Below are 13,687 nucleotides of genomic sequence, written 5' to 3'. Positions count from 1 at the left end.
GTTGTTCGGTCATGTGTAGGCAAAACTGGAGGACATACCGGTGAGCGGCGAGGACCGCCAGAGCCAGCTGGCGCGGGAGCACAAGGAGCGGCAGGCGCGGCGCGCGGCTGAGCAGTCCGCCAAGGCGAAGCGGAACACCTTCATCGGCGCCGGCGTGGCCGTCGTCGTGGTGGCGGGGGGCATCTACGCCGCCACCACGCTGGTGGGCGGGGAGACGAAGGCGCCCGTGGCGGCCAAGAGCACGCCGTCGGCCTCCCCTTCGACGTCGGCCCCGGCGGTGCTGCCGACGGAGACGCCGACGAAGAAGGCGGGCCCGGTGACCTGCACGTACAAGCGGGGTCCCCAGGACGTGCCGATCAAGTACGTGGGCATGCCGGGCCGCAAGCCCAACATGAAGCTGTCGAAGATGACGATCACCACGAACCACGGTGACATCGTCATCGACGTGGACCCCGCCGCCACGCCGTGCTCGGTCAACTCGATGGCGTTCCTGGCCAAGAAGGGCTTCTACGAGAACACCAAGTGTCACCGGCTGGCGATGCCCGAGACCGAGGGCGTCCACATCCTGCAGTGCGGCGACCCGAAGGCCAAGGCCGACGGCAAGAACCCGACCGACGGCCAGGGCACCGCCGGCTACGCCATCCCCGACGAGAATATCGGCGTCATCCCCTACTCCCGGGGCGTGGTGATGCTGACCCAGCCGGCGGGCGCGACGAACCAGAGCAGCAGCCAGTTCGCCATCTCGCTGTCGGACGAGAACGCGCAGATCCAGGACCCGTACACGGTGCTCGGCGTCGTCACCTCCGGGCTGGAGATCATCGACAAGGTGGCCGCCGACGGCGTCATCGTCAACAAGGACGACGCCATGACCGGCCAGGGCGCCACCGCGCCGAAGAACCCCATCATCATCAAGAAGGTCACGCTGCGCTGAGCGTGTCCCCAGCGGCGCGGCCGCCCTCCGGTAGGCAACCGGGGAGGCGGCCGCGCCGTTTCGCGTCCCGTACGGCCGACGCCCCGCCTCTCCGGGCCGGAGGGACGGGGCGTCGGCGTGCGGCGGGGAGGGCTACTCCTTGGGCTGGGCGTCGACGCCCGCCTCCTTGCGCTGCTCTCCGGTGATCGGCGTCGGCGCGCCGGTCAGCGGGTCGAAGCCGGAGGCCGTCTTCGGGAAGGCGATGACGTCGCGGATGGAGTCGCCGCCGGACAGCAGCATGCAGATGCGGTCCCAGCCGTAGGCGATGCCGCCGTGCGGGGGCGGCCCGTACTTGAACGCCTCCAGCAGGAAGCCGAACTTGCTCTCGGCCTCCTCCTTGGAGATGCCGAGCACGTCGAAGACGCGCTGCTGCATCTCGGCCCGGTGGATACGGATGGAGCCGCCGCCGATCTCCATGCCGTTGCAGACCATGTCGTAGGCGTAGGCCAGCGCCTCGCCGGGGTGGTCCTGGAAGTTCTCGGCCCACTCGGGCTTGGGGCCGGTGAACGGGTGGTGCACGGCCGTCCAGCCGCCCTCGCCGTCCTCCTCGAACATCGGCGCGTCGACCACCCACAGGAACGACCACTGCGACTCGTCGATGAGCCCGCAGCGGCGGCCGATCTCCAGCCGGGCCGCGCCCAGCAGGTCACGGGCGGCGCTGCGGCCGCCGGCCGCGAAGAAGACGGCGTCGCCCGGCTCGGCCTTGACGGCCTCGGCCAGGCCGGCCAGCTCCCGCTCCGACAGGTTCTTGGCGACCGGGCCGCCGAGCGTGCCGTCGGGCTGCACGAGCACGTACGCCAGACCCTTGGCGCCGCGCGAGCGGGCCCACTCCTGCCAGCCGTCGAGCTCCTTGCGGGTCTGCGACGCGCCGCCCGGCATGACGACCGCGCCCACGTAGTCGGCCTGGAAGACGCGGAAGGAGGTGCCGGCGAAGTAGTCGGTCATCTCGACGAGCTCCTGGCCGAAGCGCAGGTCGGGCTTGTCGGAGCCGTAGCGGGCCATCGCCTCGGCGTAGGTCATGCGCGGCAGCGGCATCGGGATCTCGTAGCCGAGGATCTCGCGCCAGAGCCGGCCCACGAGCTTCTCGCCGACCGCGATGACGTCCTCCTGATCGACGAAGGACATCTCGACGTCGATCTGGGTGAACTCGGGCTGCCGGTCGGCCCGCAGGTCCTCGTCGCGGTAGCACTTGGCGAGCTGGTAGTAGCGCTCCAGCCCGGCCACCTGCAGGAGCTGCTTGAACAGCTGCGGCGACTGGGGCAGGGCGTACCAGTTGCCGGGCTGCAGCCGCACCGGCACGAGGAAGTCGCGGGCGCCCTCGGGCGTGGAGCGGGTCAGCGTCGGCGTCTCGACGTAGACGAAGCCGAGCTCGTTCATCGTCTCGTTGGCCAGGTAGGTGGCCTTGGAGCGGACGCGCATCGCGTGGGCCACCTGCTGGCGGCGGATGTCGAGGTAGCGGTACTTCAGCCGGGCCTCCTCGGAGACGCCGACGTTGCCCTCGATCGGGAACGGCAGCGGCGCCGACTCGCTGAGCACCTCGACCTGCTCGGCGACGACCTCGATGGCGCCGGTCGGCAGGTCGGGGTTCTCGTTGCCCTCGGGGCGCACCCGCACCTGGCCGACGACCTTCACGCAGTATTCGGCGCGCAGGTCGTGGGCGTGGTCCTCCTCGCGGAAGACCACCTGCGCCGAGCCGGAGGCGTCGCGCAGGTCGATGAAGACGACGCCGCCGTGGTCACGGCGCCGTGCCACCCATCCCGCGAGCGTCACCTGCTGCCCGGCGTGCTCCTCGCGGAGCGACCCGGCCGTATGCGTGCGAATCACTGCACTTTCCCTTTCAGAACGTCGACGACCTGGGCCAGCGGCACCTCGGTCTGCTCAGCGGTGGTCAGGTCTTTCAGCTGGACGGCACGCGCGGCCAGGTCGCGCTCGCCGAGGATGAGCGCGAAGCGGGCGCCGGAGCGGTCGGCCCCCTTCATCGCGCCTTTGAGCCCCTTGCCGCCGAAGGCCATGTCGGCGGCGACGCCGGCCGCCCGCAGCTCGCTCAGGAGCTTGAACATGGCCCGCGCCGCCTCCTCGCCCAGCGCCACACCGTACACCTCGCAGCGGGGCGGGATCTCCAGGGCGATGCTCTCCCGTTCCAGGGCGATGACGGTGCGGTCGAGCCCGAGCCCGAAGCCGATGCCCGGGAGCGGCGGCCCGCCGATGGCCTCGGAGAGCCCGTCGTAGCGGCCGCCGCCGCCGATGCCGGACTGCGCGCCCAGGAGCGGGTGGTCGAACTCGAAGGTGGTGCGGGTGTAGTAGTCGAGCCCCCGTACGAGCCGGGGGGCGTCCTCCCAGGGGATGCCGAGGTCGGCCAGGAACTGCTTGACCCGGTCGTGGTAGGCCTTGCAGTCGGCGCAGAGGTGGTCGCCGATGAGCGGCGCCCCGTCGAGCTGCGCGCGCACCTCGGGACGCTTGTCGTCGAGCACGCGCAGCGGGTTGACCTCGATGCGGGCCCTGGTGGCCGCGTCGAGGTCGAGCGCGCGCAGGAACTCCTGCAGGCGGGTCCGGTAGATCGGGCGGCACTCCGTGCAGCCGAGCGAGTTGAGCAGCAGCCGCACCTGGGTGAGGCCGATCGTGGCGTACCACTGCCAGGCCAGCGCGATGGTCTCGGCGTCGACCGCTGGGTCCTCGCTGCCGACGGCTTCCAGATCGAGCTGGTAGAACTGCCGGTAACGGCCTTCCTGCGGCGCCTCGGCGCGGAACACCGGCCCGTCGGTCCAGACCTTCACCGGCAGCTGGCCGCGGTGCAGGCCGTACTCCAGGACCGCGCGCAGCACGCCGGCGGTGAACTCCGGGCGCAGGGTCAGCGACCGGCCGCCCCGGTCGGTGAAGGTGTACATCTCCTTGCTCACGACGTCGGTGGACTCACCCACCCCGCGGGCGAAGAGCTGGGTGTCCTCGAAGACCGCGGTCTCCAGGCGGGCGTATCCCGCGCGCCTGGCCGTCTCGGCGAACGCCCCGCGTATCGCGGAGAACGTCGAGGCCTGCGGCGGCACGTATTCCTTGACGCCTTTGGGTGCTTGGAAGTTCATCAGATTCCTCGTGTGGGACCGGCGTGCGGCGCGGCCTCCTTGAGATAGGGATTGGTGGCGCGCTCGTGGCCGATCGTGGTCTGCGGTCCGTGGCCGGGCAGGACGACCGTATCGTCCGGCAGCGGCAGGCACTTGGAGGCGAGGCTGCGCAGGATCGTCGGGTAGTCGCCGCCCGGCAGGTCGGTGCGGCCGATGGAGCCGGCGAACAGCAGGTCGCCCGCGAACATGATCTGCTCGCCGGGCAGCCGGAAGCTCACCGACCCCCTGGTATGCCCCGGTGTGTGGTCGACCACGAGGTCCAGGCCGGCGAGCGGCAGCGCCGCCCCGTCGGCCAGCTCCCTGACGTCGTCGGGCTCGCTGAGCGTGATGCCGCCGAACAGCTCGGCGCCCGTGGCCCCCCAGCCGGCCGCCGGGTCGGACAGCAGATGGCGGTCGTCGGGGTGGATCCAGGCCGGGATGTCACGCGCGCCGCACACGGGCGCCACCGACCAGACGTGGTCGAGGTGGCCGTGCGTGAGCAGGACCGCGACGGGCTTGAGCCGGTGCTCGCGCAGCAGCTCGTCGACCCCGGCTGCGGCGTCCTGACCAGGGTCGACGATCACGCACTCCTCGCCCGCCGCGGGCGCGATGACGTAACAATTGGTCTGGAAGGCCCCTGCGGGGAAGCCTGCGATGAGCATCTGCCTCAGCTGATCTCGTCAAAAAAGCCAATGGGAATGTAACCGAAGGGTACCGGTGCGGGTCGCCGGGCTGCGAATCATTACCCATGGGCCGATACGATTCGCCCACCTCAGTCGATTCACTATGGGAGGCAAAGCGGTGGCCACGGGGAAGGACCGGCAGAAGCAGCTGGCACGCGAGCACCACGAGCGGCAGTTGCAGCGCCGCCTGGAGCGCGAGCAGCAGGCGAGGCGCACCGCGATCATCGGCTCCACGGTGGGGGTCGTGGTCGTGGTGGGTGGCATCGTGGCCGCGGTCGCGCTGCTCGGCGGCGACCCGCAGACCGACGCCGCGGCCTCGCCGTCCGCGTCGGCGTCGGCGCAGGACACCTCGGCCCCCTCGGCCTCGCCCGCCGCGGGCCCCAAGCCGTACGACGCCAAGACCGGCACGTGCGACTACGTCGCCGACCCGACGGGCGGCACGGTCAAGGACGTGGGCATGCCGCCGAAGAAGGCCGACACGAAGCCCGCGACGAAGACCATGACGCTGTCCACCAACCTGGGCGACATCGAGGTCGAGCTCGACAACGCCAAGGCGCCGTGCACCGTCAACTCCCTGCAGTTCCTGGCCAAGAAGGACTACTACGACGGCAGCAAGTGCCACCGGCTGGGCAGCGACCAGTTCCCGATGCTGCAGTGCGGCGACCCGACGGCCAAGGCCGACGGCAAGAACCCGACCGACGGGCAGGGCGGCCCCGGCTACGTGATGGCCGAGGAGAACCTCCAGGGCGCCACCTACAAGCGCGGCGTGATGGCGATGGCCAAGACGCAGGCCCCGGGCAGCACCGGCAGCCAGTTCTTCCTGGTGTACGGCGACATCGGTCTCACGCCCGACTACACACCGGTGGGTACGATCACGAAGGGACTCGACATCCTGGACAAGGTGAACAAGGCGGGCGTCATGGCAGGCTCGGGCGGGGACGGCACCGGGGCTCCCAAGGAGACGGTCGAAATCAAAGACGTGACAATCGCTGGCAAGAGCTGACGTAATTCAACTAGGGACGCCACGTCCCGAAGGGTCTGATGGAAAGTGCAGGAGGACACGGTGAGCACCGACCCGTGGGGCCGGGTAGACGACGACGGCACCGTCTACGTGCGTACGGCTGAGGGAGAGCGCGCCGTCGGCTCCTGGCAGGCCGGTGAACCCGAGGAAGCGCTGGCATACTTCCATCGCAAGTACGACGAGCTGGCCGGCCAGGTGCAGTTGCTGGAGCAGCGGGTCAGGGGCACCGACCTGGCCCCGGCGCAGGCCGAGGCCGGCATCGTCAAGCTGCGCGAGGCCGTCGCCGACGCCCACGCCGTCGGTGACCTGGCCGCGCTGACGGCCCGCCTCGACGGGCTGTCGGAGCTGGTCGCGCACCGCCGCGAGGAGGTCAAGGCCGCCCGCGAGCAGGCCCGCGCCGAGGCCAAGGCCGTCAAGGAGCGCATCGTCGCCGAGGCCGAGCGCATCGCCGACGAGACCACGCACTGGAAGTCCGGCGGCGAGCGGCTGCGCCAGCTCGTCGAGGAGTGGAAGGCCGCCGACCGCATCGACCGGGTCACCGAGGCGCAGCTGTGGAAGCGGCTGTCGGCCGCCCGCACCGCGTTCGCCAAGCGGCGCAAGGTCTACTTCGCCGGCCTGGACGAGCAGCGCGAGGGGGTGCGGGCCGCCAAGGAGCAGATCGTCGCCGAGGCGGAGGCCATCGCCGACTCCACCGACTGGGGCGGCACGGCCGCCGTCTACCGCGAGCTCATGCAGCGCTGGAAGAGCGCCGGGCGGGCCTCGCGCGAGGTCGAGGACGCGCTGTGGACACGTTTCAAGGCCGCCCAGGACCAGTTCTTCCAGGCGAGGTCGGCGGTGTTCGCCGAGCGTGACGCCTCGCTCGCGGCCAACGCCGACGTCAAGGAGCAGTTGCTGGCCGAGGCCGAGAAGATCCTGCCGGTCACCGACGTGCGTGCCGCCCGTGCCGCGCTGCGCCACCTCGTGGAGCGGTGGGAGGCGGCCGGGCCGGTGCCTCGCGAGCAGCGCGACCGCCTGGAGGGCGGGCTGCGGCGGGTGGACGACGCCGTCCGCAAGGCCGAGGAGGCCGAGTGGAAGCGCTCCAACCCGGAGGCGCGCGCCCGGGCGCAGAGCACGGTCGACCAGCTCCGCACCTCGATCGAGCAGTTGGAGAAGCGGCTGGCCAAGGCGCAGGCGGCCGGCCGGGCCAAGGACGTCAAGGAGGCCGAGGAGGCGCTGACCGCGCGCCGCTCGTGGCTGGAGGAGGCCGAGCGCACGCTCGCCGAGTTCAGCCCACGCCAGGGCCGCTGAGGGCTCGCGCGGGCGACGGGGGGCGCCCGCGGACGCGCTCGGCCGCTCACGTGCCGCGCGGGCCGGGCGAGGGTGCGGCAGACGGCCGTGCCGTCCGTGACGGCGGCCCGCCCTGCGCGGGTCAGCGGGCGTCTTCCTGGAAGCCCCCGGCCTCGTACGGCGGGTGGCGCATTCCCCGGCCGTGCCGTGACACGCCGTGACATGTGACAGGCCGTGCCGTGACAGGGGGAAGCAGGATCAGGTGGCGCCGCTGACGCGGTAGACGTCGAAGACGCCCTGGATGTTGCGAACGGCCTTCAGCACGTGGCCGAGGTGCTTGGGGTCACCCATCTCGAAGGTGAACCTGCTGATCGCGACCCGGTCGCGGGAGGTGGTGACCGACGCGCTCAGGATGTTGACGTGCTGGTCGGACAGCGTCCGCGTGACGTCGGACAGCAGGCGGGGCCGGTCGAGCGCCTCGACCTGGATGGCCACGAGGAACACCGAGTCGTCGCCGGGCGACCAGCTCACCTCCACCAGCCGGTCGGGCTGCGACTTGAGCTGCTGGACGTTGGTGCAGTCGGCGCGGTGCACCGACACGCCGTGGCCGCGGGTCACGAAGCCGACGATCTCGTCGCCCGGGACCGGCGTGCAGCACTTGGACAGGCGCACCCACACGTCGGCGTCGCCCGCAACGACCACGCCCGGCCCGCCGCCCCGGGGACGGCCCTGCAGGCGCGTCGGGACCGACGTCTCGGCGATGTCCTCCTCGGCGCTCTCGACGCCGCCGATGGAGGCCACGAGCTTCTGCACGACCGTCTGCGCGGCGACGTGCCCCTCCCCCACGGCCGCGTACAGGGCCGACACGTCGGGGTAGTGCAGGTCGCGGGCGAGCGCCAGCAGCGACTCGCCGGACATCAGCCGCTGCAGCGGCAGGCCCTGCTTGCGCATGGCGCGGCCGATGGCCTCCTTGCCCGCCTCGATCGCGGTCTCGCGGCGCTCCTTGGAGAACCACTGCCGGATCTTGTTGCGGGCCCGGCCGGACTTGACGAACTTGAGCCAGTCGCGGGACGGCCCGGCGTCGGGCGACTTGGAGGTGAAGATCTCGACCGTGTCGCCGTTGCCGAGCCGCGACTCCAGCGGCACCAGCCGGCCGTTGACCCGGGCGCCGATGCAGCGGTGACCGACCTCGGTGTGCACGGCGTAGGCGAAGTCGACCGGCGTCGCGCCCTCGGGCAGCGCCACGACCTGACCGCGCGGGGTGAAGACGTAGACCTCCGACACCGACAGGTCGAAGCGCAGCGACTCCAGGAACTCGCCCGGGTCGGACGTCTCCTTCTGCCAGTCGAGCAGCTGGCGCAGCCAGGCCATGTCGCTGCCCGGCTTGACCTTGCCCTGCGGGCCCGGGGAGCCGACCTCCTCCTTGTACTTCCAGTGGGCGGCCACGCCGTACTCGGCCCGGTGGTGCATCGCGTGCGTGCGGATCTGCAGCTCCACCGGCTTGCCCTCGGGGCCGATGACCGTGGTGTGCAGCGACTGGTACATGTTGAACTTGGGCATCGCGATGTAGTCCTTGAACCTGCCGGGCACGGGGTTCCATCGCGCGTGGATCGTTCCGAGGGCCGCGTAGCAGTCGCGCACGCTGTCGACGAGGACCCGGATGCCCACCAGGTCGTAGATGTCGTCGAAGGCCACGTCGCGGGCGATCATCTTCTGGTAGACGGAGTAGTAGTGCTTGGGCCGGCCCTTGACCACGGCGCGGATCTTCGCCTCGCGCAGGTCGCCGGAGACCTTCTCGATGACCTCCTGCAGGAACAGGTCGCGGCGGGGGGCCCGCTCCGACACCATGCGCGCGATCTCGTCGTAGCGCTTGGGGTAGAGCATGGCGAAGGCCAGGTCCTCGAGCTCCCACTTGATGGTGTTCATGCCCAGGCGGTGGGCGAGCGGCGCGAAGATCTCCAGCGTCTCGCGGGACTTCTGGTGCCGCTTGTGCTCGGGCAGGTAGCGCATCGTGCGCATGTTGTGCAGCCGGTCGGCCAGCTTGATGATCAGCACCCGGATGTCGCGCGACATCGCGACGACCATCTTGCGCACGGTCTCGGCCTGCGCGGCGTCGCCGAACTTGACCTTGTCGAGCTTGGTGACGCCGTCGACCAGCGAGCCGATCGTGTCGCCGAAGTCGGCGCGCAGCTCGTCGAGGCCGTAGGAGGTGTCCTCGACGGTGTCGTGCAGCAGCGCCGCGCACAGCGTCTCGTCGTCGGTGCCCAGCTCGGCCAGGATCGTCGCCACGGCCAGCGGGTGGGTGATGTAGGGGTCGCCGGACTTGCGCTTCTGGTCGCGGTGGTGGTGCGCGGCGACCTCGTACGCGCGCTCGATCAGGCGCAGGTCGGCCTTGGGGTGGGTGGCGCGAACGGTCCGGAACAGCGGTTCCAGCACCGGGTTCATGGCCCCACCCCCAAATCGCCGTCGACGCGCCGTGGGAGCGCCGCCGGCAGGCTCGGCGCCGCCGGCGTCGGTCACGTCGGGCACGACCACTTCACGGGGCACACAGACTCCTCATGTTCGAGTCCAGGTCCCCCAGTGTATCCAGGTGCGAAACCTGGCCCGCCGTGGGTCCGGCTCAGACGATCACAAGGGAGCGGACGTCCACTCCCGGCAGGCGCTCGCGTCCCTTGAGGAAGGCCAGCTCCATCAGGATGCCGAGGCCGATCACCTCGGCTCCGGCCCTGCGGACGAGCTCCACGGTCGCCTCGGCCGTGCCGCCCGTGGCCAGGACGTCGTCGACGATGAGCACCCGGTCGCCCTCGGCGAAGGCGTCGCGGTGCACCTCGATGGTCGCGGAGCCGTACTCCAGATCGTAGGACTCCGCGAACGTTTCGGAGGGCAGTTTGCCCTTTTTCCGTACCGGCACGAATCCGGCGCCGGCCCGGTAGGCCACGGGGGCGGCCAGGATGAAGCCGCGCGCCTCGATGCCGACGATCTTGTCGACGGGTTCGCTGCCGGCCAGCGCGTCCACCACGGCCGCGAACGCCGTGTGGTCGGCCAGCAGCGGGCTGATGTCCTTGAACAGCACGCCGGGCTTGGGGTAGTCGGGCACGTCCCTGATCCGGTCGAGGATCAGGGCGCTGAGGTCACTGCTTGTCACGGCACTCCTTCGGGGAGGTTGCGGGGCGCGGACGCGCGGCGGGGGCGGCCCGGCCCGGACCGCCCCCGCCCTGCGACGCGCTGGTGGCCGGTGTCAGCCCTTGGCCACGGCGGCGCTCTTGGCGCCCTTGCCGCTCTGCGAGGCCAGGCGCTTGGCGATGGCCTGGTACTTCGGCTCCCGCTCCTTGAGGGTGACCAGCAGCGGCGTGGCCACGCACAGCGAGGAGTAGGTGCCGACGATCATGCCGACGAACAGCGACAGCGACAGGTCCTTCAGCGTGCCCGCGCCGAGCACGGTCGTGCCGATGAACAGGATCGCCGCCACGGGCAGGATCGCGACCAGCGAGGTGTTGAGCGACCGGATCAGCGTGTGGTTGAGCGCGTTGTTGGCCGCCATCGAGTAGGTCTGCTTGGACGTCGTGCCCAGCTTGGCCGTCACTTCCTTGATCATGTCGAACACCACGACCGCGTCGTAGAGCGAGTAGCCGAGGATGGTCAGGAAGCCCAGCAGGGTCGCCGGGGTGACCTCGAACCCGGACCAGGCGTAGACGCCCGCGGTGATGACGAGGTCGTGGAGCAGCGCGACGATCGCGGCCAGCGCCATCTTCGGCTCGAACGCCATCGACAGGTAGAGGATGATCGCGAGCATGAAGACGCCCAGGCCGATCCACGCCTTCTGCGACACCTCACCGCCCCAGGACGCGCCGATCGACTGGACGTCGACCTGGCTGACCGGGACGTTGTAGTCCTTGGCGATGGAGTTCTGGACGGCGAGGCTGGTGCTCTCGGGCAGGGTCTCGGTGGTGACCCGCCAGCGGTCACCGGCCGTCTGCACGATCGGCTGGTGCACGCCCTGGTCGCGGAAGCCCTCACGGACCTGCTCGATGGTGGCGGTCGGCGCCTTGAACGAGAAGACCGACCCGCCCTTGAACTCGACGCCGAGGTTGAGCCCGTTGATCAACAGGCCGGCGAGGGAGATGACCAGCAGGAAGCCGGACAGGCCGTACCAGAGCTTCCACTTGCCGACGAAGTCGACGTCGATCTCGCCTCGGTAGAGGCGACGCCCCAGTCCCATGTCAGGCCTCCTGCGGGGTGGTCGGGCGGCTCGGGCCGGTCGGCTGGACGCTCATGCGTTCGGCGTCGATGCCGGACAGCGGGTGTCCCTTGGCGAAGAACTTCAGCCTCGCCAGCAGCGCGATGAACGGCTTGGTGAACATGAACACCACCACGATGTCGATCAGCGTGGTCAGGCCCATGGCGAACGCGAACCCGGCCACACCGCCCACCGCGAGGGCGTACAGCACGACCGCGGCGATGAACATGACGGCGTCGGCGATCAGGATGGTGCGCCGGGCGCGAACCCAGGCCACCTCGACGGCCGCACGGAGCGTGCGCCGTCCCTCCTTCATCTCGTCACGGATGCGCTCGAAGTACACGATGAAGGAGTCGGCGGTGATGCCGATCGAGACCACCAGGCCGATGATGTGCGGCAGCGACAGCCGGAAGCCGGCGTTGTGACCGAGCACGACGACGGCCAGGTAGGTCAGGATCGAGGCGACGACGAGGCTCAGCACGGCCACGACACCCAGGCCGCGGTAGTAGAGCAGGCAGTAGACGACCACGAGCGCGAGGCCGATGACGCCGGAGATCAGACCGCCCATGAGCTGGTCCTGGCCCAGCGTGGAGGAGACGGTGTCGATCGAGCTGCGCTCGAACTTCAGCGGCAGCGCGCCGTACTTGAGCTGCTCGGCCAGGTCGGTGGCGCTCTTCTGGTTGAAGCCGCCGGTGATCTCGGCCCGGCCGCCCGGGATCGGGCTGATGATGTTGGGAGCGGTGATCACGACGCCGTCGAGGACGACGGCGACCTTGTTGCGCGGCTCCGGCGAGTTGAAGGCGGCCGAGGTGAGCTTGCTCCACTCGCCCGCGCCCTTGCTCTTGAAGTCGAGCTGGACGACCCACTCGGTGCTGCCCTGGCGCACGCCGGCCGAGGCGGTGTCGATGTCGGTGCCGACGACCTTGGCGACGTCGAGGACGTACTTGAAGCTGCCGTCGCTCTCGCACCCGGCGAACTGCTTGTTGGGGTCGTCCTGGACGCCCTGGCCGCGGTTCTTCGGGTCGGCGCAGTCGAGGCTGTTGAACTGCTTGAGCACCGCCGGGTCGATGCCCTGGGTGTTGATGCCGGAGTCCTGCTGCGGCTGCGTGGCCGTCGGGCTCGGGGCGGGGGTCGCCTTGGCGTCCTGGCCCCGCTTCTGGCCCGTCGGCTGGTCCTCGGGCTGCTGCTTGGGATCCTGCTGCTTGGGGTCCTGCTGCTTGGGGTCCTGCTGCTGGGCGTCCTGCCGGGCGCGGGTGGCCGTCGGCGTGGGGTCGGGCGCCTGCGCGGTCAGCGCCGACGACAGGGCCTTGCCCGTCGGAGAGGCGCTGGGAGTGCCCGCGGCGGGTGATCGGGGGCTTGAGGGCTCCGACCTGGCCGACTTCGACGGCGAGGCCGTCGGCTCAGGTGACGCCGAAGCCGACGGAGCCGCGCTGGGCGTCGCGGGCTGCGTGGTGAGCTCCTGCGGGAGCTGCGTGGCCTCCATGGCGAGCACCTGGCGGAAGCGCAGCTCCGCCGTGGTCGCGACCAGCTTGATGGCCTCGCTCTGCCCGACGCCCGGGATGGAGATGATGATGTTGTCGCCGGACTTGGCGACCTCCGCGTCGGAGATGCCGGTGCCGTTGACCCGGTCGCGGATGATGTTGACCGCGCGGTCCAGGATCTCCTCGGGGGGAGCCGCACCGTTCTGGGTCACGGGTGAGAGTGTCACCGTCGTGCCGCCGGCGAGGTCGAGTCCCAGCTTCGGCGTGAACGCCTTCTGCAGGAACATCGTCCCGCCCAGGGCGAGGATGAGCGCCAGGAGCAGCAGGAGCGTGCGCCCCGGCTTACTGTGGCTGCTGGTCGGTCGGGCCACTGGTCGTCTGTTCTTTCGGATAGAGGTTGGTCGCGGAGTCTGGTCAGGGCTTCCTGGTGTCGTGTCCGTCGTTGCGCTCCGCGGTGTCGTCGTCCTTGCTCGCGTCCGCGGTCTCGTCGGCGTCGGCGTCGGCCACGGAGTCGGCCACGGAGTCGGCCACGGAGTCGGCCACGGGGTCGGCCACGGGGTCGGCCACGGGGTCGGCCACGGGGTCGGCCACGGGGTCGGCCACGGGGTCGGCCACGGGGTCGGCCACGGCGTCGCCGGGCGTCACCACGCGGCCGATGGCGGCCTTCACCCAGCGGGTCTCGACGCCGGGGGCGACCTCGAGGACCACGTCCTCGTTGTCGACGGCGACCACGGTGGCGAACAGGCCGGTCGTGGTCATCACCCGGGCGCCGGGAGAGAGGCTGTTCTGCATCTTGACCGCCTCCTGCTGCCGCTTGCGCTGCGGGCGAATCAGCAGGAAGTAGAACACCACCACCAGAAGAATCAGCGGCAGGATACTTCCGAGTTGCTCCATGAGAGGCGACCTTCCATAGTCGTTCAAGAGGTTGACACCG

General features: G+C 70.5%; 11 protein-coding genes. 3 read left to right on the top strand and 8 right to left on the bottom strand.

The window, feature by feature from the left end; all coding sequences use genetic code 11:
• Positions 1 to 40: 40 nt before the first annotated feature.
• Positions 41 to 931: a peptidylprolyl isomerase gene (locus ACGF0J_RS06635; protein ID WP_393142613.1), complete on the top strand. Its 891-nt coding sequence runs from the start codon at positions 41 to 43 to the stop codon at positions 929 to 931.
• A 132-nt stretch (positions 932 to 1,063) separates the two neighbouring features.
• Here ACGF0J_RS06635 and aspS read toward each other — a convergent pair whose 3' ends face one another.
• Genes aspS through ACGF0J_RS06620 form a run of 3 tightly spaced genes read right to left on the bottom strand, consistent with a single transcriptional unit; the run spans position 1,064 to position 4,727 of the window.
• Positions 1,064 to 2,794, bottom strand: a complete 1,731-nt coding sequence (gene aspS / locus ACGF0J_RS06630) for an aspartate--tRNA ligase (protein ID WP_393142611.1) — start codon at positions 2,792 to 2,794, stop codon at positions 1,064 to 1,066.
• Complete coding sequence (gene hisS, locus ACGF0J_RS06625) at positions 2,791 to 4,047, bottom strand: histidine--tRNA ligase (protein ID WP_393142609.1); 1,257 nt, start codon at positions 4,045 to 4,047, stop codon at positions 2,791 to 2,793. The genes aspS and hisS overlap by 4 nt, the downstream gene beginning before the upstream one ends.
• A complete protein-coding gene (locus ACGF0J_RS06620) occupies positions 4,047 to 4,727 on the bottom strand; it encodes an MBL fold metallo-hydrolase (protein WP_393142607.1) in 681 nt (226 codons plus the stop codon). Before ACGF0J_RS06620 ends, hisS begins: the two co-directional genes overlap by 1 nt.
• A gap of 139 nt (positions 4,728 to 4,866) precedes the next feature.
• Here ACGF0J_RS06620 and ACGF0J_RS06615 point away from each other — a divergent pair, with 139 nt between their 5' ends.
• Positions 4,867 to 5,751 (top strand): peptidylprolyl isomerase, encoded by an 885-nt coding sequence (locus ACGF0J_RS06615; RefSeq protein ID WP_393142605.1) that lies wholly within the window; start codon positions 4,867 to 4,869, stop codon positions 5,749 to 5,751.
• A gap of 60 nt (positions 5,752 to 5,811) precedes the next feature.
• A complete protein-coding gene (locus ACGF0J_RS06610) occupies positions 5,812 to 7,056 on the top strand; it encodes a DUF349 domain-containing protein (RefSeq protein WP_393142603.1) in 1,245 nt (414 codons plus the stop codon).
• A gap of 237 nt (positions 7,057 to 7,293) precedes the next feature.
• Here the strand turns inward: ACGF0J_RS06610 and ACGF0J_RS06605 are convergent, their stop codons facing one another.
• From ACGF0J_RS06605 to yajC, 5 genes are all read right to left on the bottom strand, one after another.
• A complete protein-coding gene (locus ACGF0J_RS06605) occupies positions 7,294 to 9,480 on the bottom strand; it encodes a RelA/SpoT family protein (RefSeq protein WP_393142601.1) in 2,187 nt (728 codons plus the stop codon).
• Positions 9,481 to 9,655: 175 nt separating this feature from the next.
• Positions 9,656 to 10,180 carry an adenine phosphoribosyltransferase gene (locus ACGF0J_RS06600; protein ID WP_393142599.1) on the bottom strand — a complete coding sequence of 175 codons (525 nt, stop codon included), beginning with the start codon at positions 10,178 to 10,180 and terminating at the stop codon, positions 9,656 to 9,658.
• A gap of 93 nt (positions 10,181 to 10,273) precedes the next feature.
• Positions 10,274 to 11,254 carry a protein translocase subunit SecF gene (secF, locus tag ACGF0J_RS06595; RefSeq protein WP_393142597.1) on the bottom strand — a complete coding sequence of 327 codons (981 nt, stop codon included), beginning with the start codon at positions 11,252 to 11,254 and terminating at the stop codon, positions 10,274 to 10,276.
• A gap of 1 nt (position 11,255) precedes the next feature.
• The gene (secD, locus tag ACGF0J_RS06590) at positions 11,256 to 13,040 is read right to left on the bottom strand and encodes a protein translocase subunit SecD (protein WP_393142725.1); all 1,785 of its coding nucleotides are present in this window, start codon (positions 13,038 to 13,040) and stop codon (positions 11,256 to 11,258) included.
• 127 nt (positions 13,041 to 13,167) lie between these two features.
• On the bottom strand, positions 13,168 to 13,647 hold the full coding sequence (gene yajC / locus ACGF0J_RS06585) for a preprotein translocase subunit YajC (RefSeq protein ID WP_393142595.1): 480 nt from the start codon (positions 13,645 to 13,647) through the stop codon (positions 13,168 to 13,170).
• Between the last annotated feature and the right edge of the window lie 40 nt (positions 13,648 to 13,687).

It is taken from the genome of Nonomuraea sp. NPDC047897 (assembly GCF_043204415.1).
Taxonomy (GTDB): Bacteria; Actinomycetota; Actinomycetes; order Streptosporangiales; family Streptosporangiaceae; genus Nonomuraea.
Note: the sequence above shows the minus strand (reverse complement) of the source record. Positions and strands in the feature narration are given on the sequence as shown.

Bases quoted from the DNA above. Each gene is read 5' to 3' on its own strand.
- hisS (WP_393142609.1), bottom strand. From the start codon at position 4,047: ATGAACTTCCAAGCACCCAAAGGCGTCAAGGAATACGTGCCGCCGCAG.
- yajC (WP_393142595.1), bottom strand. From the start codon at position 13,647: ATGGAGCAACTCGGAAGTATCCTGCCGCTGATTCTTCTGGTGGTGGTG.
- ACGF0J_RS06605 (WP_393142601.1), bottom strand. From the start codon at position 9,480: ATGAACCCGGTGCTGGAACCGCTGTTCCGGACCGTTCGCGCCACCCAC.
- secD (WP_393142725.1), bottom strand. From the start codon at position 13,040: ATGTTCCTGCAGAAGGCGTTCACGCCGAAGCTGGGACTCGACCTCGCC.
- ACGF0J_RS06620 (WP_393142607.1), bottom strand. From the start codon at position 4,727: ATGCTCATCGCAGGCTTCCCCGCAGGGGCCTTCCAGACCAATTGTTAC.
- secF (WP_393142597.1), bottom strand. From the start codon at position 11,254: ATGGGACTGGGGCGTCGCCTCTACCGAGGCGAGATCGACGTCGACTTC.